This window comes from Kribbella sp. NPDC050820 (genome assembly GCF_040653975.1).
In the GTDB taxonomy this organism is placed as follows: Bacteria; Actinomycetota; Actinomycetes; order Propionibacteriales; family Kribbellaceae; genus Kribbella.
The window spans coordinates 1-19,731 of sequence record NZ_JBFAHB010000055.1 but is presented as its reverse complement, the minus strand read 5'-3'; the positions used below and the strand labels follow the sequence as shown (position 1 = coordinate 19,731).

20 protein-coding genes and 1 pseudogene are annotated in these 19,731 nt (G+C 69.1%); 8 read left to right on the top strand and 13 right to left on the bottom strand.

What is annotated here, in order from left to right:
* Window positions 1–200 precede the first annotated feature (200 nt).
* The 7 genes from AB0H36_RS34240 to AB0H36_RS34210 all read right to left on the bottom strand — a co-directional run bounded on the left by AB0H36_RS34240 (window position 201) and on the right by AB0H36_RS34210 (window position 6,585).
* Entirely contained in the window at window positions 201–1,469 is a 1,269-nt protein-coding gene (locus tag AB0H36_RS34240; RefSeq protein WP_360533319.1) for an extracellular solute-binding protein, read from the bottom strand.
* 91 nt (window positions 1,470–1,560) lie between these two features.
* Window positions 1,561–3,588 carry a hypothetical protein gene (locus AB0H36_RS34235; RefSeq protein ID WP_360533316.1) on the bottom strand — a complete coding sequence of 676 codons (2,028 nt, stop codon included), beginning with the start codon at window positions 3,586–3,588 and terminating at the stop codon, window positions 1,561–1,563.
* A 118-nt stretch (window positions 3,589–3,706) separates the two neighbouring features.
* On the bottom strand, window positions 3,707–4,279 hold the full coding sequence (locus AB0H36_RS34230; protein WP_360533313.1) for a hypothetical protein: 573 nt from the start codon (window positions 4,277–4,279) through the stop codon (window positions 3,707–3,709).
* A complete protein-coding gene (locus tag AB0H36_RS34225) occupies window positions 4,276–5,424 on the bottom strand; it encodes an L-histidine N(alpha)-methyltransferase (protein ID WP_360533310.1) in 1,149 nt (382 codons plus the stop codon). The genes AB0H36_RS34230 and AB0H36_RS34225 overlap by 4 nt, the downstream gene beginning before the upstream one ends.
* Before the next feature lie 128 nt (window positions 5,425–5,552).
* Window positions 5,553–5,753 (bottom strand): cold shock domain-containing protein, encoded by a 201-nt coding sequence (locus AB0H36_RS34220; RefSeq protein WP_360533456.1) that lies wholly within the window; start codon window positions 5,751–5,753, stop codon window positions 5,553–5,555.
* 61 nt (window positions 5,754–5,814) lie between these two features.
* The gene (locus AB0H36_RS34215) at window positions 5,815–5,982 is read right to left on the bottom strand and encodes a hypothetical protein (protein ID WP_360533307.1); all 168 of its coding nucleotides are present in this window, start codon (window positions 5,980–5,982) and stop codon (window positions 5,815–5,817) included.
* A gap of 288 nt (window positions 5,983–6,270) precedes the next feature.
* Window positions 6,271–6,585: a hypothetical protein gene (locus tag AB0H36_RS34210; RefSeq protein ID WP_360533305.1), complete on the bottom strand. Its 315-nt coding sequence runs from the start codon at window positions 6,583–6,585 to the stop codon at window positions 6,271–6,273.
* Window positions 6,586–6,637: 52 nt separating this feature from the next.
* On the opposite strand from AB0H36_RS34210, the gene AB0H36_RS34205 reads away from it, so the two are divergent.
* A complete protein-coding gene (locus AB0H36_RS34205) occupies window positions 6,638–6,898 on the top strand; it encodes a CGNR zinc finger domain-containing protein (protein WP_360533302.1) in 261 nt (86 codons plus the stop codon).
* Here the strand turns inward: AB0H36_RS34205 and AB0H36_RS34200 are convergent.
* From AB0H36_RS34200 to AB0H36_RS34190, 3 genes are all read right to left on the bottom strand, one after another.
* Window positions 6,859–8,025 carry a Cmx/CmrA family chloramphenicol efflux MFS transporter gene (locus AB0H36_RS34200; protein WP_360533299.1) on the bottom strand — a complete coding sequence of 389 codons (1,167 nt, stop codon included), beginning with the start codon at window positions 8,023–8,025 and terminating at the stop codon, window positions 6,859–6,861. The two genes, AB0H36_RS34205 and AB0H36_RS34200, sit on opposite strands and share 40 nt — an antisense overlap.
* A gap of 178 nt (window positions 8,026–8,203) precedes the next feature.
* Complete coding sequence (locus AB0H36_RS34195; protein WP_360533296.1) at window positions 8,204–8,392, bottom strand: hypothetical protein; 189 nt, start codon at window positions 8,390–8,392, stop codon at window positions 8,204–8,206.
* A complete protein-coding gene (locus AB0H36_RS34190; protein ID WP_360533293.1) occupies window positions 8,389–9,702 on the bottom strand; it encodes a PspC domain-containing protein in 1,314 nt (437 codons plus the stop codon). Before AB0H36_RS34190 ends, AB0H36_RS34195 begins: the two co-directional genes overlap by 4 nt.
* A 195-nt stretch (window positions 9,703–9,897) precedes the next feature.
* Here AB0H36_RS34190 and AB0H36_RS34185 point away from each other — a divergent pair, with 195 nt between their 5' ends.
* The 3 genes from AB0H36_RS34185 to AB0H36_RS34175 are packed head-to-tail and all read left to right on the top strand — an operon-like array spanning window position 9,898 to window position 12,436.
* Window positions 9,898–11,400 (top strand): PspC domain-containing protein, encoded by a 1,503-nt coding sequence (locus AB0H36_RS34185; RefSeq protein WP_360533290.1) that lies wholly within the window; start codon window positions 9,898–9,900, stop codon window positions 11,398–11,400.
* A complete protein-coding gene (locus AB0H36_RS34180; RefSeq protein ID WP_360533287.1) occupies window positions 11,397–12,038 on the top strand; it encodes a response regulator transcription factor in 642 nt (213 codons plus the stop codon). The genes AB0H36_RS34185 and AB0H36_RS34180 overlap by 4 nt, the downstream gene beginning before the upstream one ends.
* A 44-nt stretch (window positions 12,039–12,082) precedes the next feature.
* Entirely contained in the window at window positions 12,083–12,436 is a 354-nt protein-coding gene (locus AB0H36_RS34175) for a hypothetical protein (protein ID WP_360533284.1), read from the top strand.
* A 1-nt stretch (window position 12,437) separates the two neighbouring features.
* Here the strand turns inward: AB0H36_RS34175 and rpsR are convergent, their stop codons facing one another.
* On the bottom strand, window positions 12,438–12,680 hold the full coding sequence (gene rpsR, locus AB0H36_RS34170) for a 30S ribosomal protein S18 (RefSeq protein ID WP_360533281.1): 243 nt from the start codon (window positions 12,678–12,680) through the stop codon (window positions 12,438–12,440).
* 130 nt (window positions 12,681–12,810) lie between these two features.
* Between rpsR and AB0H36_RS34165 the strand changes: the two genes are divergently transcribed.
* Window positions 12,811–14,133 carry a C1 family peptidase gene (locus AB0H36_RS34165; protein WP_360533278.1) on the top strand — a complete coding sequence of 441 codons (1,323 nt, stop codon included), beginning with the start codon at window positions 12,811–12,813 and terminating at the stop codon, window positions 14,131–14,133.
* Here the strand turns inward: AB0H36_RS34165 and AB0H36_RS34160 are convergent.
* Complete coding sequence (locus tag AB0H36_RS34160) at window positions 14,122–14,853, bottom strand: alpha/beta hydrolase (RefSeq protein ID WP_360533275.1); 732 nt, start codon at window positions 14,851–14,853, stop codon at window positions 14,122–14,124. The genes AB0H36_RS34165 and AB0H36_RS34160 overlap by 12 nt on opposite strands.
* A 40-nt stretch (window positions 14,854–14,893) precedes the next feature.
* Window positions 14,894–15,622 (bottom strand): PIG-L deacetylase family protein, encoded by a 729-nt coding sequence (locus tag AB0H36_RS34155; RefSeq protein WP_360533272.1) that lies wholly within the window; start codon window positions 15,620–15,622, stop codon window positions 14,894–14,896.
* Window positions 15,623–15,761: 139 nt separating this feature from the next.
* On the opposite strand from AB0H36_RS34155, the gene AB0H36_RS34150 reads away from it, so the two are divergent.
* From AB0H36_RS34150 to AB0H36_RS34140, 3 genes and pseudogenes are all read left to right on the top strand, one after another.
* Complete coding sequence (locus tag AB0H36_RS34150; protein WP_360533269.1) at window positions 15,762–18,200, top strand: FAD-dependent oxidoreductase; 2,439 nt, start codon at window positions 15,762–15,764, stop codon at window positions 18,198–18,200.
* A gap of 42 nt (window positions 18,201–18,242) precedes the next feature.
* Entirely contained in the window at window positions 18,243–19,379 is a 1,137-nt protein-coding gene (locus AB0H36_RS34145; RefSeq protein WP_360533266.1) for an aromatic ring-hydroxylating dioxygenase subunit alpha, read from the top strand.
* A gap of 32 nt (window positions 19,380–19,411) precedes the next feature.
* Window positions 19,412–19,731 (top strand): annotated as a pseudogene (locus AB0H36_RS34140) (serine hydroxymethyltransferase); the annotation flags it as partial.

Genomic DNA, 19,731 nt, shown 5'->3' with positions numbered 1-19,731 from the left:
GCCCGACCCTGAGGCCGGTCCGCGGCCGGAGCCGACGTCCGAGACGGCACCCGATGCAGCGGAACCCGAGGTCGGGTCGGCGACTGCGGTGGGGTTGGGGTCCGGCCCGGACCCGGCGCCCGGGCTCGTGGTTGAGCCCGGGGTCGTGGTGTCGGCCGCGGGGTCTGCTCGGTCCGGGGCCTTGGCTTGGCGGGCTTCGGTCAACGTTGTCTCGACAGGAGGTCGTTGGCCTGCTTGGCGGCGTCGTCGAGGGCCTGTTGCGGGGCCTTCTTGCCGGTGAGGACGGCCTGGATCTCCACGCTCAGCAGCGACATCACCTGGCGGGCGGACTGGTTCGGCTCACCGGGGAAGGCGTACTGCAACTGGTCGGCGAACTTCTGCGCCACCGGGTCCGTGAGCTCCGCCTTCGCGTCGGTGCGCGCGGTGAAGAAGCCCGACGCCTTGCTGAGCGCCTGCACCTGGGCGGGCTGGATCATGAAGGACACGAACTTCTTCGCCGCGTCCACGTTCTCCGAGGCCGCGTTCACCGCCAGACCGCCGGGCAGGCCGAACCCGACCTGCTTCGCACCGGTCAGCGGCGTGCCGATGACGACGTTGGCGGCCCCCCAGGTCGCCGCCACCGTCTTGGCGTCGGCCGGCGTGCTGGTGAAGGCCATCGCCACCTGTCCCTTGCCGAGCGGCTGGTCGGCGACGAGGTTGCCGTTGGTCAGCGAGCTCTTCGGGATCGCGCCCTGGTCGTACAGGCCCTTCAGGAAGGTGAGCGCCTCCAGGCCGGGTGCCTCGTTGAAGGCAACGGTCTTGCCGTCGTCGTTGAACACCTTGCCCCCGGCCTGCCACAGCAGCGGGTAGAAGTTCAGGTTCAGCGACGCCTCCGGGGATGCGGAGTAGTCCAGGGTCGAGAAGCCGGCCGCCTTGATCTTCGGCGCCGCGGCCTTGATCTCGTCCCAGGTCTCCGGCGGCTTGCTGATGCCCGCCTTGTCCAGGATCGTCTTGTTGAACATCGTCGTCGTCACGGTGTGGTAGATCGGCGCGGCGTACACCTTGCCGTCCACCGTCAGGCCGGGCACCGCAGCCGGCAGGAACTTGTCCTTGTCCGGCTCGACCACGTCGTCGATCGCCTCGAACGAGCCGTTCTTGACGTACTGCGGCAACTGGTCCGGGATCTGCAGTACGACGTCCGGCCCCTTCTTGCCCGCGAACGCGGCGGCGAGCTTCTGGTCGCGCTCGTTCCAGGTCTGCGCCTCGATCTTCAGATCGATGTCGGAGTTCGCGGCCTCGAAGTCCTTCTCGACCTTCTGCCAGTACGCGTCACTGGTCGCCTGGTCGGCGATCACCGGATACATCCAGAGTGTGACGTTCTTCTTCTCCTCCGACGAGCCCGAGCCGTCGTCGCCCCCGCAGGAACTGAGAGCGGCGGCCAGCACGAGCGCCGTGAGTGGTGCCGCGATGCGGCGGACGCTGGATTTCATCGCACCCCCTGGGTGTCCGGAAGTCAGGGCCGGAAAGCAGTGGAACCGAATAACGGTCAGGACCGAAAGTAGCCCTGTCGAATTTCGGCTGTCAACGGCTGAGATCAACTCGGAACAGCTCGGAGCCGTGGGAGAGCACCAATTGGTGGTCGTTACGGACGCCGAGCCGGCGGTGTGCCTTCGAGACGAGCAGCGCCGGGGCCTGGCCCGGTGCGATCCGGAAGATCTTGTTCAGGTCGATGCTCACGTACACCGCCTCTCCGGTCGACACGATGTCCCCGCTGGACGTCGTCGTCCCGAGTACGTAGGACTTGACCACCTTGCCGCAGCGCGGGTCCATCGCGAAGACGGTCTTGCCGGCCACGCCCCAGAGCAGGCCGTCCGGGCCGAACGTCACCGACGACACCGTGATCGCGCCGGGCACGGGCACGGCCTCCCAGAGCTTGCGGGCGCGCCGGACGTCCCAGGCGAAGACGGTGCCCTCGGTCCGGGTCGGTGGAGTGGTCGCGAGACCGCCGGCGATCGACGTTCCGCCGTACACGATGCCCGCGCGTGCGGTCAGGCCGAAGACGCTCTCGTCCTGGACGACGTTGCGGTACTTCTGCGACGTACCGGTCTTGGGGTCGTAGATGACGAGCGCGCCGCCGAGCCGGTCGCCGTCGGGGATGGTGCCGACCGCGAGCTTGCCGTTCACCTCGACCAGCGCCCGGGCCCGGGTCTGGAAGATCTCCGGCTTGAGGTTGAGCACCTGCTTGGGGTTGTCCGGGGTGCCGGGCGGGCCGGGTGAGTACTCCGGGCTGCTCCACGGCTGGCTCAGGTCGTACGTGTACACCCGGGCGTCGGGGTAGGCGCCGATCCAGAGCTTGCCGTCCTTGCCCTCCAGCAGGGCCTCGGTCTGCGAGAACCGGTTGAACTTGGCCTCGCCCGTGTCGGGGTTGACCACCGAGACTCCGCCGTTCAGGAATCCGCCCGCGTAGAGGTTGTCCTTGCCTCCGGCCACGGACAGGATCTCGATCGGCTCCCGCCGTACCGAGGTCTGGAAGATCTCCGACTTGCCGGTCTGCGGGTTGTAGCGGAACTCCTCGCCGCGCCAGAGCGTGCCGACGATGCTCTTGCCCGGGTAGTCGGGCAGGTCGAGCTCGGCCCAGCCGATCGAGCGGGTGTTCTGGATCCGGCCGGTGAAGGTCAGGCCGGTGCCGCTGAGCGTCTTGGTCGCCGGGTCGTACTTCTTCAGCTCACTGGCCTGGATCAGGTAGATCTCGCCGTTGTCGCCGACTGGGGAGACGTCCAGGCCGTGCGCGTTCGGGATCTCGTCGACCCAGGTCCGGCCGGCGATGTCCCAGACATACATCGGGCCGGGGAAGGCGGTGCTGATCCGGACGTAGGCCCGGCCGGCCCGGGTGTTCAGGTCGTAGACGATCTTGTCGGACGGGTCGCCCAGCCCGGGCGGCGCGGGCAGTTCGGTGACCGCGCCGGACGCCACGTCCAGCTCGAGGATGTGGGCGTCGGGCATCGTGCCGCCGTAGATCTTGCCGTTCCAGTAGTCGATGCTCTTCACGTACGTCTGGCCGGCCTTGAGCTGGCCGTAGTCGCGGACCGCGCCGGTCGCGTGGTCGAACCGGAACACCTTGCCGTTCGGGAAGGTGCCGCCGTACACGTTGCCCTGCTCGTCGGTGGTGATCCGCTGGATGAAGGTCTCGGTCGCAATCGGGCGGCCGAGGTCCTCGACGGTGTTCCCCGACCCCGGCTTCCACCGGTACAGGTGACCGTTGTTGTAGGTGCCGGTGTAGATGGTGCCGTCCGGCGCCGCGGCCACGGCGTAGCTGCCGCCGGCCCCGGGCAGTGGCGCGGACACCAGCGGCGTGCCGGTGGCCGGGTCGATGGCGTTCAGGTATGCCGGGTCGCTGCTCGAGACGTTCCAGATCGCGGCCTTGCCGTTCGGGCCGGGCGCGACGGTGCCACCGATCAGCAGTACGTCGGACAGCGGTGTGCCGAGTGAGGTCACGGTCGCCGTGGGCGGTCCCATGGGAGCCTCCGGCAGCGGTGGATCGGCTTCGGCGGGAGTGGTCAGAGTGGTGACGAGCAGGGCGGCAAGTGCCACCGCGATGAGCGAACGCATTCGATCCCTCCGGTGGATGACCCATTTACGGTCCTGTCCGAAAGTAAGCCTTGGCCGCATGCCGAAGTCAACCGCTCGGCGGGATTTGCCACTTCTGTCAGCTTTACGGCCTCGGCCGTTAAGCGGGCGGCAGCCGGGTGAGCAGCTTCTCGAGCATTTCCCGGGTGGCGGCGAAGTAGCTGTTCTCCCGGTGCAGGGCCTTGTGGAACGCGGCCAGATCCTCCGGCGAGACGGTGTTCGAGAACGTGCTGATCTCGGTCAGGTCGAGGCGGCGATTGAACAGGTGGACGGTGTCTCGCCACCGGTGCAGCAGCTTGACCAGCTCGGCGTCGCGGTGGAGTCCGAGCGCGCCGGAGACGAGCGCGAGGTCGACCGCGGACACCACCAGCCGCGGGTAGACCTGGCGCCATCTCCGTGTCTCCGGCGAGAACCGGTCGTCGTTCAGCAGCCGGGTGTTTTCGCGGAGCTCGTCCGCGACGGCTCGCAGCACCTCGGTACGGCGCTCGGCCTCGGCGGTCAGGCGTTCGACGAAGATGCCGGTCAGCCCGGCGACCAGGGTGAGCGAGTTGACGGCCGGCTCCCAGCGCGAGTTCTGCGGCCAGAAGAACCAGATCACGCCCAGCACGAACGCGACCCCGAGCAGGCTGTAGCTGACCGTGCTGACGACGAGGCGTCGTACAGCTGGGGTCATGTCGACCAGATGTCGTCGGCCAGCGTGTGCGGAGTGGTCTCGACGCCGCCCGGGGCGAGCAGGAGCAGGTCCAGTCCGAACGTGCTCTGCTTGCGGGTCCGGAAGCCGGAGTGGGCGTGCTCGACCGGGGTCAGGCCGCAGGCGGCGGTGAGCTTCTTCAGCCGATCGGTCGAGTACTTGCGGGTGATGTAGAGCAGGATGGTGTCCTCCGGCTCCAGCACCACGTCGGTGTGGTCCGGCAGGCCCATCACGATCGGCGCGCCGCTGTTGTTCTGCCAGACGATCTTGACCAGCAGGGCGTCGTCGGTCTCCACCTCGCCGCGGAAGTCGAGTCGGTCGTTGTCGATCGTCAGGTCGGTGTTGTAGCGCAGCGCGCTGGTGACGAACTCGGCGAACGCCCGGGTCTGGTGGTACTCGTCGGCGGCCGACTTCGCCGCCTCCTCGTCCAGCCGGCTGGTGGTCGCCACCTCGAGCAGCAGCCGGTCCTGCGGCCGCAGCATCGCGGTGATGATCTTCAGCAGGTCCTCGTCGTCGCCGAAGTTGGCCAGCGTGTTGCCGGTCAGCATGAACAGGATCGGCTCGGTGCCGACCAGCCGGGTCAGCATCTGGCCCAGCTCTTCCATGTTGTCCGCGATGGACAGGTCGAGTTGCACCGGCAGCACCTGGGACATCGGGAAGCGGACGCCGCGGACCGCTTCGAGGGTGCCCATCCGGAGCATCTCCGAGCTCATGTCGACCGGGACGTAGTACATGTGCGGGTTGTGCCGGCGCAGGTCGCCGAGCACGGTCCGGTCCTTGACGCCGGTGCCGACGCCGAGGCTCACCAGGTGGAAGCCGCTCTTGTCGACGTGCGGGCGGACCCTGCGCCAGTGCCGCAGGAACGACTCCGCGCCGACCTTCATCACCAGGTAGAACGGGTCGTTGGTCGCGTTCGCCCAGGCGATCGTCGGGCCGATGCCCCAGTAGGAGAAGCCGGAGGTGATCTGCTTGCCGTCGCCGGTCTTCGAGTACGGGCCGCGCAGGTCGGCGGTCAGCGTCGCCAGCTTGTCGGTCTGGTCCTCGCCGACGAGCATCAGCGACCACGCGAAATCGTCGTCAGCCAGTGCCTTCTCGAGCTTCCGGATCACGGGTACCGGCTCTGTCACACGTCCCATCCCCTCACACGGTGAGACGACAGGTTACCGGTTGTCGTCGGCCGGTGCAGTCCGGAAAACGCGGTACGACGGGCGCCCCGGGCAAGCGGTGGCCGGGCCCGTTCGCAGGGGCGGCCGGGTCAGACCGGGGTGACGGTGTCGGCTTCGCGGCCCTTGGGGCCGTCGACGATCTGGAACTCGACCTGCTGGCCGTCCTCGAGGGTCTTGTAGCCGTCGGAGACGATCTTGCTCCAGTGGACGAAGACGTCGTCCTGGCCGGCGACGGCCAGGAAGCCGTAGCCCTTGTCGGCGTTGAACCACTTCACGGTGCCGCGCACCATCACGAACTCCTGTGACAACGGGACCCGCTTCACCCGGACCCCTCGGGTAGCGCAGCAAATCTTAGCCGAGGTCGTCCGCGGTACGGCGTGCTGTCCGCGAAACCGTGAACGCGGCCACAGCACCGGCCAGCGCGACGGCGATGCGGAGTGGGGCAGGTATTCCCGGGAAGCCGAGAACTGCCAGCTGGCCTGCCGAGTCGTCAGCCAAAGCGCCGACTGTGGGAGGCATTTGCGGGGTTCTCCCTTGATCTGGTGCCTTCTCCCTCGGTAGGCGAGGGGAGAACGGTGCAGTTGCGGGGTTCTCCGGTGAAATTGACCGGTCGGGCATGCGGTGCCGGGTGGGTTGACCGGGTGGGGTTGTCGTGGCGCGGGGGCGGACCGGGATTCGGGAGCGTGGTGGCCTTCGGTGCAGTTCGACAGGAGGTGGACACCCACCGCCGGCCGCTCCCCGCCTGAACCGACTGGGGATCGGGGTCGAGGACCGGACACCTCCTGTCGAAATGCGCACCAGCTGGCGTCACGACTCCACGTTGGTTGACGCGGCACTAGCTGTGCCGGCGAGGTGAGTACGCCGAGCGACACCACGCTGGTGCTCGGGGACCTCCGACGTACCGGCTGTGGTGGATGACACCGAGGCGAGCCCGAGGCTGACGCCCATGACTGTGAAGCCGCTGAGGAGGTTACGGCGGGTGCCGGCACGGTGTGCGGCGTATGGTCCGGCCAGCGAGCCGCCGATCACGGCCAGGTTGAAGGCGGGGAAGATGAACCCGGCCTGCGCGGCTGGGAGAATCCGCCGAGACACCGCAACGGCGCGGCCCGCAGCCCCCGACACACCTCCACGATCCGCGAGTGCGCTCGAGGGGTGGGAGGAGTTGCGGCCGTTTGTGGTGGCGGCTTTTGAGCAGGTGGGGTTGGAGCCGGCTTGGCGGTTCGAGCGGCTCGAGTCGCCGGTGGCTTATGCGGCCTATGGACTGCTGACCGGGCCGCGGGCAGCGCGGATCAAGCGGTGCGCCGGCTGCCCGTGGTTGTTCCTCGATCAGTCGAAGAACGACAGCCGGCGCTGGTGCTCGATGGAGATCTGCGGTACGTCGGAGAAGGTCCGGCTCTACGTTTCACGCCGAGCCGCTCGTCGCGCCCGAAGCTGAGCCGTGCCGCCGAGGCCCAACGCCGTGCCGCCGAGGCCCAACGCCGTACCGACCAGAATCGCGCTGACCCACAGTGGGGCCCGGTAGTCGGTCAGGGTAATCGCTGCGCCGCCGAGTGCGGGTCCGAGCGCGGCGCCGACGTTCAGGGAGGCGGTGGCCAGACCGCCTGCCAGGACAGGGGATTCCGGCGCGGCGTACAAGGCGTATGAGATCAACGTCGAGCCGACCGCGAAGGAAAGCAGGCCCTGAGTGAACACCAGCACGATGGTCGTGGCGGACAGTGACGCAGTCAGGGCGAACGCAGTCCAGCCGAACAGCAAGGTGCTCGCGGCAACAATCACAAGGCGGGTGTCACGGCGGTCGGCGTACCGGCCTGCGATGGTGACGCCAGCGAGGGAGCCGAGGCCGAAGAGCGCGAGCATCAGCGGCACCCAGCCGACGCCGAAACCAGTGACCTCGGTCAGCACCGGTGCGAGGTAGGTGAACGAGCAGAACGTTGCGCCGTTCACCAAAGCACCAAGGATCAGCAGTACGACGAGACGCCCGCGAAGACGTAGTCCGAGAGGCGTGGCCGGGCTGGTGCGAGCAGCGGGCACCGCGCGCAGGATCGCAATCAGCGCCGGGAGCGAGATGATCGCGACCGCCCAGAACGCGGACCGCCAGCCGAGGTGCTGGCCGAGCAGCGCACCCCCTGGTACGCCGGCGATGCAGGCGAGCGTCGTACCGCCGAGGAGGACGGAGGTAGCGCGGCCCTTGGCGTCGGGCCGCACCAGGCTGGTCGCGGTGGCGAGCGCGATCGCGAGGAAGCCGGCATTGGCCAGCGCGGCGAGCACTCTGGTGACCAGCAGGACGGTGAAGCTCGAGGTGAGCGCACCGATCACGTGGACGAGCAGGAAAACGGTCAGTGTCACCAGCAGCGTACGGCGGCGCGGCCAGCGGGCACCGAGGACCGCGATCGCCGGTGCGCCGACGATCATGCCGATGGCGAACGCTGAGGTGAGCCAGCCGGCGGCGGGGATGGAGACGCCCAGGTCGTGGGCGATGTCCGGGCCGAGGCCGGACAGCATGAACTCGGAGGTCGCCTGGGCGAACACGGCCAGGCCGAGCAAGTACAGCACGAAAGGCATGGAGGACTCCGCAACCACGTCGATGAGAGAGGTGCGGCAGGACGGATCGCCTGCCGCGAGTCATCGCCGGCAGTTCGGCTGCGGAAACGCCACCGAACAGCCGGTGGCTACGCTCTACTCGCCTCCGGGCTGGACATGCGGTCGAGCCTAGGGAACGTCCCGACTGGGGTCCACCGAGTTAGCTGCGGTGGGAGGCGGCCAGGCCGATGGCGCCGGCGGCTACCAGGAGGAGGGCGCTGGTGACGCCGAGGTCGTCGGTCTGGAGGACGCCGTTGTCGGTGAGCATCCAGATGGTGGCGGCGCCGGACAGGACGGTGCCGGCGATGATGCCGGGAACGTCCGGTTTTGCCCCCTTCTGCTGCTTCATCCGCGCTCCACCTTGATGCCGCCGAGTTTCATGTCGAGGTCCAGTGTGACCGCCTGCGGCCCGGCCTTCTTGTCGGCGCCCAGGTCGTTCACGCTCAACTCGACATTATGGCCGCCCTTCTTCTGGTCCAGCCAGGCCACCTCGCCCGTCTCGGCCGACAGGTGTCCTTCGACGTCCACGTTCGGCGGCAGCTTGACCACGATCTCGCCGAGCCCGCCGTGCACCTCGATCTTGGCGCCGGGAGCGAACGTCGCCTTGGTCAGGTCCAGCTTGACCGCGCCGGCGTCGAACTCGTACTTCGTGCTGGTCGCGGTGATCGTCTCACCGGCCGGCGCGACGTAGTTGGTGTCCGCGAAGTTGCGCGGCGCCTCCGGGAAGACCATGCTCGCAGCGGCACCGAACGCGAGCAGGATGCCCAGCGGCAGCAGCGCCAGGGTCTTGCCGAGGAAGCCGCCGATCAGCATCCCGGCGCCCAGGGTCAGCAGGCCGATGACCAGCATCGTCGCGGTGGCCGCGCCGGCCGCGTAGGCGATCGCGATCGCGATGCCGGTCAGCACGACGATGATCGACTTGACGCCGCGCATGCCCTTGGCGGGCGGCTCCGACGGCTTGCTGGTCGTGGGCGGCTGTGCGGTGGGCGGCTCGTCGACGTACAGGCCGAGAGGGTCGTCCTCGGTCCACACGGGCTGGACCGGTTCGACGGTGCGGTCCTGGGGCCGCGGTGTGGCCGAGGACGACGGGCCCGCCGGGGGAGCAGACGGGCCGGTCTGGGGAGGCATGTACGACGTGGTCGCCGGCTGACCCATCGGAGGGCCAGGCTGCTGCGGACCTGCCGGTCCGTTCCAGTTGCCGTTGGGCGTCCAGTTCGCCTGGTTCTTGCGGAGCCGGCGACGCTGGGAGGCGACGACCCAGATCACCGCGAGCACGATCAGCGGCCCGGGCACGAACCGGCCGAAGTCGAACGACGACATCATCGCGATCGCGAAGAACACGCAGACGCCGATCACGACCGGCCACAGCCACGGGTGGTCCGGGCGGACCCGGTCGCCGAGCAGACCCTGCGCCGCGGAGCGGTCGCTGCCCTCGTCGGGCATCAGCACCCAGGCGGCGATGTAGAAGATGACCCCGGGACCGCTGAGGATGAGCACTGCCATCACCACGCGGATCAGCACCGGGTCGATGTTCAGCGCGCGGCCCATACCGCCGCAGACGCCGGCCACCATCCGGTCCGACCGGCTGCGCTGCCAGCTCTGCACGTTCTGCAGGCTGCCGCGGTCGAACCCACCGGGTCCACTCGAGTTCTGCTCCATGCCATCGATACTGGCCCCGTACTCGCGCGGACAACATCGGGGATCCCCCTCTGGCGACCCCGGGGTCGCGCGCCGGGGGACCCGCGGCTCGGGGTTCTCCCCGGTACGACCCTGAGCCCGCCCGGCGGGCGCTGAGGAGACGGCTAGGGACAAGCCTGCTGGTGTCGGCCCGGTCCACGTGTGACGATCGTGGGGATGAGTCAGCCAGCCAGCGCCGCGCCCACGGGCGGGTCCCCCACGCCGGGGACCCCTCCCGGGCCACCGCATGGCCGTGGCGACCAGGGCGCCGGTCAGTGGCAGTACAAGGGCTGGGGACCGCAGGGCCCGAGGCAGTACCAAGGCCCCTACGCTCCGTACGCCGGCCAGCAGGCACCGCCGTTCGGACCTCAGCAGCCACCGTACGGCGCTCCGCAAGGCCAGCCGAACGAGCAACCACCGGTCCGTCGCGCGTACCGCCGTACGGAGGGCCGTGTGGTCGCCGGGGTCGCGGGCGGTGTCGCGGACCACCTCGGGGTGTCCGACACGGTCGTCCGGCTGATCCTGATCGCGGCCACCGTCTTCGGCGGGTTCGGCGTACTGATCTATGCGGCGCTCTGGTTCCTGATGCCGCTGGGCACTCCCGCGATGCCGGCCGCGCCTGGGCTGGCGGCGCACACCCGGGGTGGCCTCCGCACGGACCAGCCGCCGCAGCCGGTGACCGAGGCCAAGGAGCGCAAGAAGGAGAAGAGCCGCGGCCAGGTGACCGCCCTGGTGGTCGTCGGCATCGGCGTGCTGCTCCTGCTGCAGGTCGCCGGGCTCGGGATCGCCGGGAAGATGTTCTGGCCGCTGGTGTTCGCCGGCACTGGTCTGGCGCTGATCTGGCGGCAGGCGGACGAGAGCCAGAAGAACGAGTGGGCCAACTCGGTCCGGGTTCCGATCCTGGGCTTGGTGCTCGGCAAGGGCGGCTGGAAGTCGCTGGTACGGATCGCCGTCGGCCTGATCCTGATCGGGACCGCGGTCACCGTCTTCCTGGTCCAGAACGGCCGGCTCTCGATGGTCGGCGACGTACTGGTCGCGCTGCTGCTCGCCGTCGTCGGAATCGGCGTGATCGCCGGCCCGTGGGTGCACCGGTTGACCCGAGACCTGAACACGGAGCGTGCGGAGCGCATCCGGTCGCAGGAGCGCGCGGACATGGCCGCGCACCTGCACGACTCGGTGCTGCAGACACTGGCCCTGATCCAGAAGCAGGCGAACGACCCGCGGGCCGTCGCCCGGCTGGCCCGGTCGCAGGAGCGCGAGCTGCGGACCTGGCTGTACGACGAGGACGACAAGACCGACCAGACCCTGTCCGGCGCCGCCAAGCGGGCCGCGGCCGAGGTCGAGGACTCGCACGGGGTGCCGATCGAGGTGGTGACGGTCGGGGACTGCGAGCTGAGCGAGCCGCTGTCCTCGATGGTCCGGGCCGCGCGCGAGTCGATGGTGAACGCGGCCAAGCACTCCGGTGCGGACAAGATCGACGTGTTCGTCGAGGTGGACGGCGACCGGGCGGAGATCTTCGTCCGGGACCGGGGCAAGGGATTCGACGTCGACGGCGTGCCGGAGGACCGGCTCGGCCTGCGGCACAGTGTGTTGGGCAGAATGGAACGGCACGGCGGCCGCGCGACGGTGCGGTCCGATCCGGAGACAGGGACCGAAGTGCGACTGGAGATGGACAGATGAGCCAGAGGCGCGTTGTCGTCGTCGACGACCACGACATGTTCCGGGCCGGGGTGCGCAGCGAGATCGGCGCCGCGGTCGAGATCGTCGGCGAGGGCGCCGACGTCGACAGCGCGGTGAAGGCGATCGTCGAGACGGAGCCGGACGTCGTGCTGCTCGACGTCCACCTGCCCGGCGGCGGCGGCACCGAGGTGATGAAGCAGGTGCACCAGCGGCACCCGGACGTGAAGTTCCTGGCGCTGTCGGTGTCGGACGCCGCCGAGGACGTGATCGGCGTGATCCGGGCCGGCGCCCGCGGGTACGTCACCAAGAACATCAGCGGCGCCGAGCTGGTCGACGCGATCGGCCGGGTCGCGGACGGCGACGCGGTGTTCTCACCGCGGCTGGCCGGGTTCGTGCTGGACGCGTTCTCTGGTGCGATCGACATCGCCTCGGTGGACGAGGACCTGGACCGGCTGTCGCAGCGTGAGCGCGAGGTGCTGCGCCTGATCGCCCGCGGCTACGCCTACAAGGAGGTCGCCCGCGAGCTCTTCATCTCCGTGAAGACCGTGGAGACCCACGTCTCGTCCGTACTGCGCAAGCTCCAGCTCTCCAACCGGCACGAGCTGACCCGCTGGGCGACCGACCGCCGCCTGGTCTGAGCACACGGGGAGCCCGGTAGCGCTGTGGCACTAGGGTTGCGCGCATGGACTTCCTGCACGACGTGCTGACCCTGCTGCACCTGGTCGGCTTCGCGGCCCTGTTCGGCGGGTTCTTCACCCAGCTGAAGTCGAAGGCACCGGTGGTCAACGCGGCCATGCTGCACGGCGCGCTGACCCAACTGGTCACCGGCGTGCTGCTGGTCGGGCTGGCGTCCGGGGTGAAGGACGACGACTTCACCGTCGACAACACCAAGATCGCGGTCAAGCTGGTCGTCGTCCTGGTCGTCACCGGGCTGGTGCTCGCCTACCGCAAGCGGCCGGCGATCAGCCGCGGCACCTTCTTCGCCCTCGGCGGTCTGACCCTGCTGAACGCGGGGATCGCGGTCTTCTGGCACTGACCTACCGGCTGGACGACGTGTAGGGCAGCAGCGCCATCTCGCGGGCGTTCTTGATCGCCCGGGCGACCTGCTTCTGCTGCTGGACGCTGAGGCCGGTGACCCGCCGGGACCGGATCTTGCCGCGGTCGGAGATGAACTTGCGCAGCAGCGCGATGTCCTTGTAGTCGATGTAGGTGATGCCGTCGCGGTCGAGCGGGTTCTGCTTGGGTTTGCGCTTACCGGTCGGCGCCGGGCGTCGGGGCATCTCGGACTCCATCCTTGTTGAATGTCGTTTTCAATTAGGATAGCTGCTGTGTCGCCTTGTGGACAGGGCACTGTTTCGCCACCCCGGCGAAGGCGGTGCGGGCTTGGCGGCTGTTATACCGTCGAGTGCTATGGAGCGGAATCTCACAACCGAACAGCTCGCGCTCTTCGAGAAGGAGTTCGTGTCGAACCCGCAGTACCGGGTGATGCAGAACGCCGTCACGCAGACGCCGGTGAACACCATCGCCCTCGACCGCCAGGTCGTCACCTCGATCGACCACTCCGTGTCGCACCTGCTGGACGACTGGAAGGTGACGAACCAGAAGAAGAGCGGCCGCTGCTGGCTGTTCGCCGGGCTGAACCTGCTCCGTGTCGGCGCGGCCGGCAAGCTCGGCGTGAAGGACTTCGAGTTCTCCCAGAACTACCTGCTGTTCTGGGACAAGATCGAGCGCTCGAACTTCTTCCTGGAGGCGATCATCGAGACCGCCGGCCGGGACGTCGACGACCGGACCGTGGCGCACCTGTTGTCCGACCCGATCGGTGACGGCGGCCAATGGAACATGTTCGTCGCGCTGGTCCGCAAGCACGGCCTGGTGCCGAAGTCGGCGATGCCGGAGACCGAGAGCTCGTCGTCGACCTCCCAGCTGAACGACACCCTGCGCAAGCTGCTCCGGCAGGGCGCCCGCGACCTGCGCGCGCTGGACGGCGTCGAGGCGCAGCGCGACCGCAAGCAGGAGATCCTGGCCGCCGTGCACCGGGTGCTGAGCATCCACCTCGGCACGCCGCCGCAGAAGTTCCTGTGGCAGTGGAAGGACAGCGACAAGGGCTTCCACCGCGACGGCTGGACCACGCCGACCGAGTTCGCCGCGGCGTACGTGCAGCTGCCGGTCGACGACTACGTCTGCCTGGTGCACGACCCGCGCGCGTCCAGCCCGGTCGGCAAGACCTTCACCGTCGACTACCTCGGCAACGTCATCGACGCGCCGCCGGTGGTGTACCTGAACGTCGACATCGAGCTGATGAAGCAGCTCACCCAGGACGCGATCGTCGGCGGCGAGCCGGTCTGGTTCGGCTGTGACGTCGGCAAGCAGATGAACGCCGACCTCGGCTACTGGGACGCCAAGCTGTACGACTACGGCTCGGTCTACGACACCGCGTTCACCCTGGACAAGGCCGACCGCCTGCTGCATCACGAGACGCTGATGACGCACGCGATGCTGTTCACCGGGGTCGACGTGGTGGACGGCAAGCCGCGGCGCTGGCGGGTGGAGAACAGCTGGGGTGACGAGAAGGCGGACAGCGGCTTCTGGACCATGAACGACTCGTGGTTCGGCGAGCACGTCTTCGAGATCGCCGTACGACGGTCCGCCCTGCCGGCCGAGCTCCAGGCCCGGCTCGACGAGGCGCCGATCGTGCTGCCGGCGTGGGACCCGATGGGCGCGCTAGCGGATTAGTCCCAGCGCCTCGGCGGGTCGTTCGAGGGTCGGCAGGTGGCCGGCCCAGGGCAGCTCGACGAGCTCGGCGTTCGGCAGCCGCTCGGCCAGGTAGGCCGCGCAGTTGCCGAACCAGGCGAAGTCATGGGCGCCCGTGACCAACCTCACGGGCGCGCTGATCTTCTCCGGCTCGACCGGCCACTCCTCGCTGCCACCATCCCCGGCCGCGGACTGAAGCTCGTACGCCCGCTTCTGCATCGACCAGAGCAGTGCGCGCGCGTCGTCAGAAGCCTCCGGGCCGATGAAGCTCCGCACCGTCAGTTCGGTCGCACCGTCGATGTCCCCGGCGTCCAGCAGTCGGTTCTCCTCTGCCCAGACGGCCCGGAGATCGTCGGTCGGCTCCACCTCGTCGGCCGGCGCGCAGAGCAGCACCAGCCGGCTGAACCGCTCCGGGTGCCGGCTGGCCGCCTGCTGCACGACATAGCCGCCGTACGACGCCCCGACGGCCTCGACCGTGTCGACGCCGAGCTCGTCGAGGACCGCGAGCAGGTCGCCGGCGTCGGAGTACTGCGCCCCGGGCTCGAGCGGAGTCTCGCCGTACCCGCGGAGGTCCAGAGTGATCACCCGGTGGTCCTGGCTCAGCTCTTCGACCTGCCGAGCCCACATCCGTGCATCAGCCACCCCGGCGTGCACCAGCAGCAGTGCCGGACCCTCCCCAACCACCCAATGCGCAATCGTCATGGCCGCACCCTCGCCGCTCGCACCACGAATCGCAAACCGATTAGCCGATTCGGATCACCGTGAAGGCCTCGGCGTAGTGGTTCGCCGGGAGGCCGGCGTCGCGGGCGTTGTCCTGGGCCCAGCGTCGCATGTTGGTGGCGAGGGTCTCGGGATCGCGGTGCTGGCTGGCGTGCGACAGCAGGGCGGCGATCTTCTGGTCGATGGTGTCGGTGATGTCGACCCAGTGGTTGCGTTCGGGGTGCTCCATCATCCACAGCTCGCCGACGTCCCAGGCCTCCTCGGGCAGGTCGTCGTACGCGTAGGGGTTGCCGGCCGCGGGGTAGAACGCGCGGACGGTCGCCTCGGCGGTGGCGAGGTGGTCGGGATGCGACACCGGCAGGCGTGCCCACCAGCGCTCGGGTGACTGGGTGAGCAGCCGCTGCGGCCGGACCTGCCGGATCAGCCGGGTGAGGTCGCGGACCAGCTCCGGGCTCGCCTCGACCTGGCCGTCGACGTACCCGAGGAAGTGCAGGTCGCGGACGCCGACGTGCTCGGCGGCGGTCGTCTGCTCGGCCCGTCGTACGGCGGGAATCTCGGCCCGGTCCCGGTCCGGCTCGAACCCGCCCGCCTGACCGTCGGTGACGACGCAGTAGTGCACCTCGATCCCGGCCTTGGTCCAGCCCGCGACCGTCCCGGCGCCCCCGAAGTCGATGTCGTCCGGGTGCGCGACCACCACCAGCACCCGCTCGATCTCACTGTCCGACCGCGGATTCCCCTCCGGCACGCTCACGCCGTCGACCCTAGTCGAACGCTCCCAACGGTTGTCCTGTGAATCAAGGCGTTCGGAGGTCTTGACGGCATTGCTGTCCCGACTGCATTGTTGCTTGTGTCGCAATGCAGTGCAGGATACGCAACAGGGAGGCCTCAGGATGGTGGGACGTCGAACTGTCGTCATCGGTGCCGGAGTGGTGGGCGCGGCGCTCGCGGACGAGCTGTCCGCCCTCGGCTGGACCGACATCGTCGTCCTCGACCAGGGCGACCTGCCGGCCACCGGCGGCTCCACCTCGCACGCGCCTGGTCTGGTGTTCCAGGCGAGCGGGTCCAAGGTGCTGACCGACCTCGCGCGCTACACCGTCGAGAAGTTCGTCGCGCTGGAGCACGAGGGCCAGTCGTGCTTCCTCCAGGTCGGCGGCCTCGAGGTCGCGACGACGCCGGAGCGGTTGGCGGAGATCCACCGCCGGCACGGCTGGCTGACGTCCTGGGGCGTCGAGGCGGAGGTCGTCGACGCGGATCGCTGCGTCGAGCTGCACCCGCTCGTCGACCGTGACCGGGTGCTCGGCGGCCTGCACTGCCCGACCGACGGCCTGGCCAAGGCGCTGTGGGCGGTCGAGGCCCAGATCGACCGCGCGAAGAGCCGCGGAGTGAAGTTCCTGCCGCGTCATGAGGTCACCGACATCTCGGTCGCCGACGGCAAGGTCGTGGGAGTCGTCACCGACCACGGCGAGATCCCGGCCGACGTCGTCGTGTGTTGCGCCGGCATCTGGGGACCGAAGGTCGCGGCCCTGGTCGGCATGAACCTGCCGCTGACCCCACTGGCGCACCAACTCGCCTGGACCGGGCCGATTCCGGCGCTGGCCGGCCAGACCGAGGAGGCGGTCCGCCCGATCCTTCGCCACCAGGACGCGGACCTCTACTACCGCGACCGGTACGACCAGCTCGGCATCGGCTACTACGGCCACCGGCCGATGCCGATCGACGCGAACGACCTGCTGCCGGTCGAGTACGCCGAGGTGATGCCGTCCGTGCTCGAGTTCACCCCCGACGACTTCGCCCCGGCCTGGGACGAGACCCAGGCGCTGCTTCCCGCGACCCTCGACGCGAAGGTCGAGGAAGGGATCAACGGAGTCTTCTCGTTCACGCCCGACGGCATGCCGTTGCTCGGTGAGTCGCCGGAGGTCTCCGGCTTCTGGGTCGCGGAGGCCGTGTGGGTGACGCACTCGGCCGGCGTCGGCCGCGCCGTGGCCGAGTGGCTGGCCAACGGCCACAGCGAGAGCTTCGACCTGCACGAGTGCGACCTGAACCGCTTCGAGGACTACCAGCTCGTGCCCGAGTACATCCTCGAGCGCGACTGCCAGAACTTCGTCGAGGTCTACGACATCCTCCACCCCCTCCAGCCGATGGACTCGCCGCGGGAGCTCCGCACCTCGCCGTACTACGCGCGGCAGCAGGAGCTCGGCGCCTTCTTCCTGCCGGCCAACGGCTGGGAGCGCCCGCAGTGGTACGAGGCGAACAAGGGCCTCCTCGACCGCTACCAGGTCCCGCAGCCGAACGACTGGGCCGCGAAGTACTGGTCGCCGATCGTCGGCGCCGAGGCGCAGGCGACGCGCGACGGCGTCGCGATGTACGACATGACCGCGCTCAAGCGCCTCACGGTCACCGGCCCGGGGGCGACGGCTTTCCTGCAGCGCCTGACGACCGGAAACGTCGACCGGACGGTCGGTTCGGTGATCTACACGCTGCTGCTCGACGTCGACGGCGGGATCCGCAGCGACGTAACCATCGCCCGCCTCGGTCCGAACCACTACCAGGCCGGCGTCAACGGCGCGCTCGACACCGACTGGTTCAACCGCTTCCTGCCCGCGGACGGGTCGGTCGTGGTCACGGACATCACGCCGGGCACGTGCTGCATCGGCCTGTGGGGCCCGAAGGCCCGCGAGGTCCTCAGCGGGCTCACGGACGCGGACCTGACCAACGACGGCCTGAAGTACTTCCGGGCCGCCCGGTTCAGCATCGGCAACGTCCCGGTCACCGCGATGCGCCTGTCCTACGTCGGCGAGCTTGGCTGGGAGCTCTACACCACAGCCGACCTCGGTCTGCGCCTCTGGGACACCATCTGGGCGGCCGGTCAGGACCACGGCATCATCGCCGCCGGTCGCGGTGCGTTCAACAGCCTCCGGCTGGAGAAGGGCTACCGCTCGTTCGGCGCCGACATGACCTTCGAGCACGACCCGTACGAGGCCGGCGTCGGCTTCGCAGTGAAGCTCGACAAGGGTGACTTCGTCGGCCGGGACGCACTGCTGCGCCGGAAGGAGAACCAGACCCGCACGCTCGCGTGCCTGACCGTCGACGAGCCGGCAGACGTTGTCGTGGGCAAGGAGCCGGTGTTCGCCGACGGCCGCGCGGTCGGCTACGTCACCAGCGCCGCGTACGGCTACACGATCGGCAAGGGCATCGCCTACGCCTGGCTGCCGGCCGACGTCGCCACCCCCGGGACCCCGGTCGAGATCGGCTACTTCGATCGCCGGGTCCGGGCCGTCGTCGCGGCCGAGCCGCTCTTCGACCCGTCGATGACCCGCCTCCGCGGCTGAACCTTCACCCGGGCCCTGTCCACGCCTGCAAGGAGCATCCCTATGACCGTCACCGAGAACCAGACCCTCCCGGAGAGCTTTCTGCCGACGCTGCCGGGCGCCGCCTACTCGGACCCCGAGCTCTTTGCCCGCGAGCAGGAGCTGATCTTCGAGCAGCTGTGGTTCTGCGCGATCCGTTCGGGCGACATCGCGAAGCCCGGTGCCTTCCGGACCGTCCAGATCGGCCGTGAGAGCATCCTGATCACCCGCTCGCGGCGCGGCGAGGCGCGCGCCTTCTTCAACATCTGCCGGCACCGCGGCGCCAAGCTCTGCACCGAGGAGTCCGGGGAGACGCAGCGCGCCTTCCAGTGCCCGTACCACGCGTGGACCTACGACCTCGACGGCAAGCTGGTCGCCGCCCCGAACCTCACCAAGATGCCGGACATCGACCGGGTCGAGTACGGACTCCGCAAGGTCCACGTCCGGGAGTGGCTGGGCTACGTGTGGGTCTGCCTGGCGCCCGACGCGCCGTCGTTCGAGGACGCGGTCGTCGGCGCGGTCCGGACCCGGCTCGGCGACGTCGAGTCGATCGAGCACTACGGCGTGGAGAACCTCGAGCTCGGCCGCCGGATCACGTACGACGTGCAGGCGAACTGGAAGCTGATCATCGAGAACTTCATGGAGTGCTACCACTGCGCGACCATCCACCCCGAGCTCACCGAGGTGCTGCCGGAGTTCGCCGACGGCTTCGCCGCGCAGTACTTCGTCGGCCACGGCGCGCTGTTCGGCGACGAGATCAAGGGCTTCACCGTCGACGGCTCCGAGGGCCTGGACCGGATCCCGGGGGTCTCCGAGGACCAGGACCGCCGGTACTACGCGGTCACGATCCGCCCGCAGGTCTTCGTCAACCTGGTGCCGGACCACGTGATCATCCACCGGATGTTCCCGCTCGCCCCCGACCGCACGGTCGTCGAGTGCGACTGGCTCTACCTGCCCGATGTCGTTGCTGAAGGCAAAGACCTGACCAAGTCCGTCGAGCTCTTCCACCGGGTGAACCAGCAGGACTTCGACGCGTGCGAGCGCTGCCAGGCGGCCACCGACTCGCGGATGTACGCCGACGGCGGCGTCCTGGTTCCGAGCGAGCACCACATCGCCGAGTTCCACCAGTGGGTCCTCGACTCGCTCAACCCGAACACCTGACGGCCACCCCGCGCACCCGAAGGAAGAAGATCGTGACGACGAACGACACCGCGTTGGCGGGCACTGTCCTCGACCGCAGCCTGGCCGACCTCGACCCGGAGATCGCTGCCGCGGTCGACCTCGAACTGGTCCGCCAGCAGACCACGCTGGAGATGATCGCCTCGGAGAACTTCGCGCCGCGGGCGGTCATGCAGGCCCAGGGTTCCGTCCTCACGAACAAGTACGCCGAGGGTTATCCCGGCCGCCGGTACTACGGCGGCTGCGAGCACGTCGACGTGGTCGAGCGGCTCGCGATCGACCGGGTCAAGGCGCTGTTCGGCGCGGAGGCGGCGAACGTGCAGCCGCACTCGGG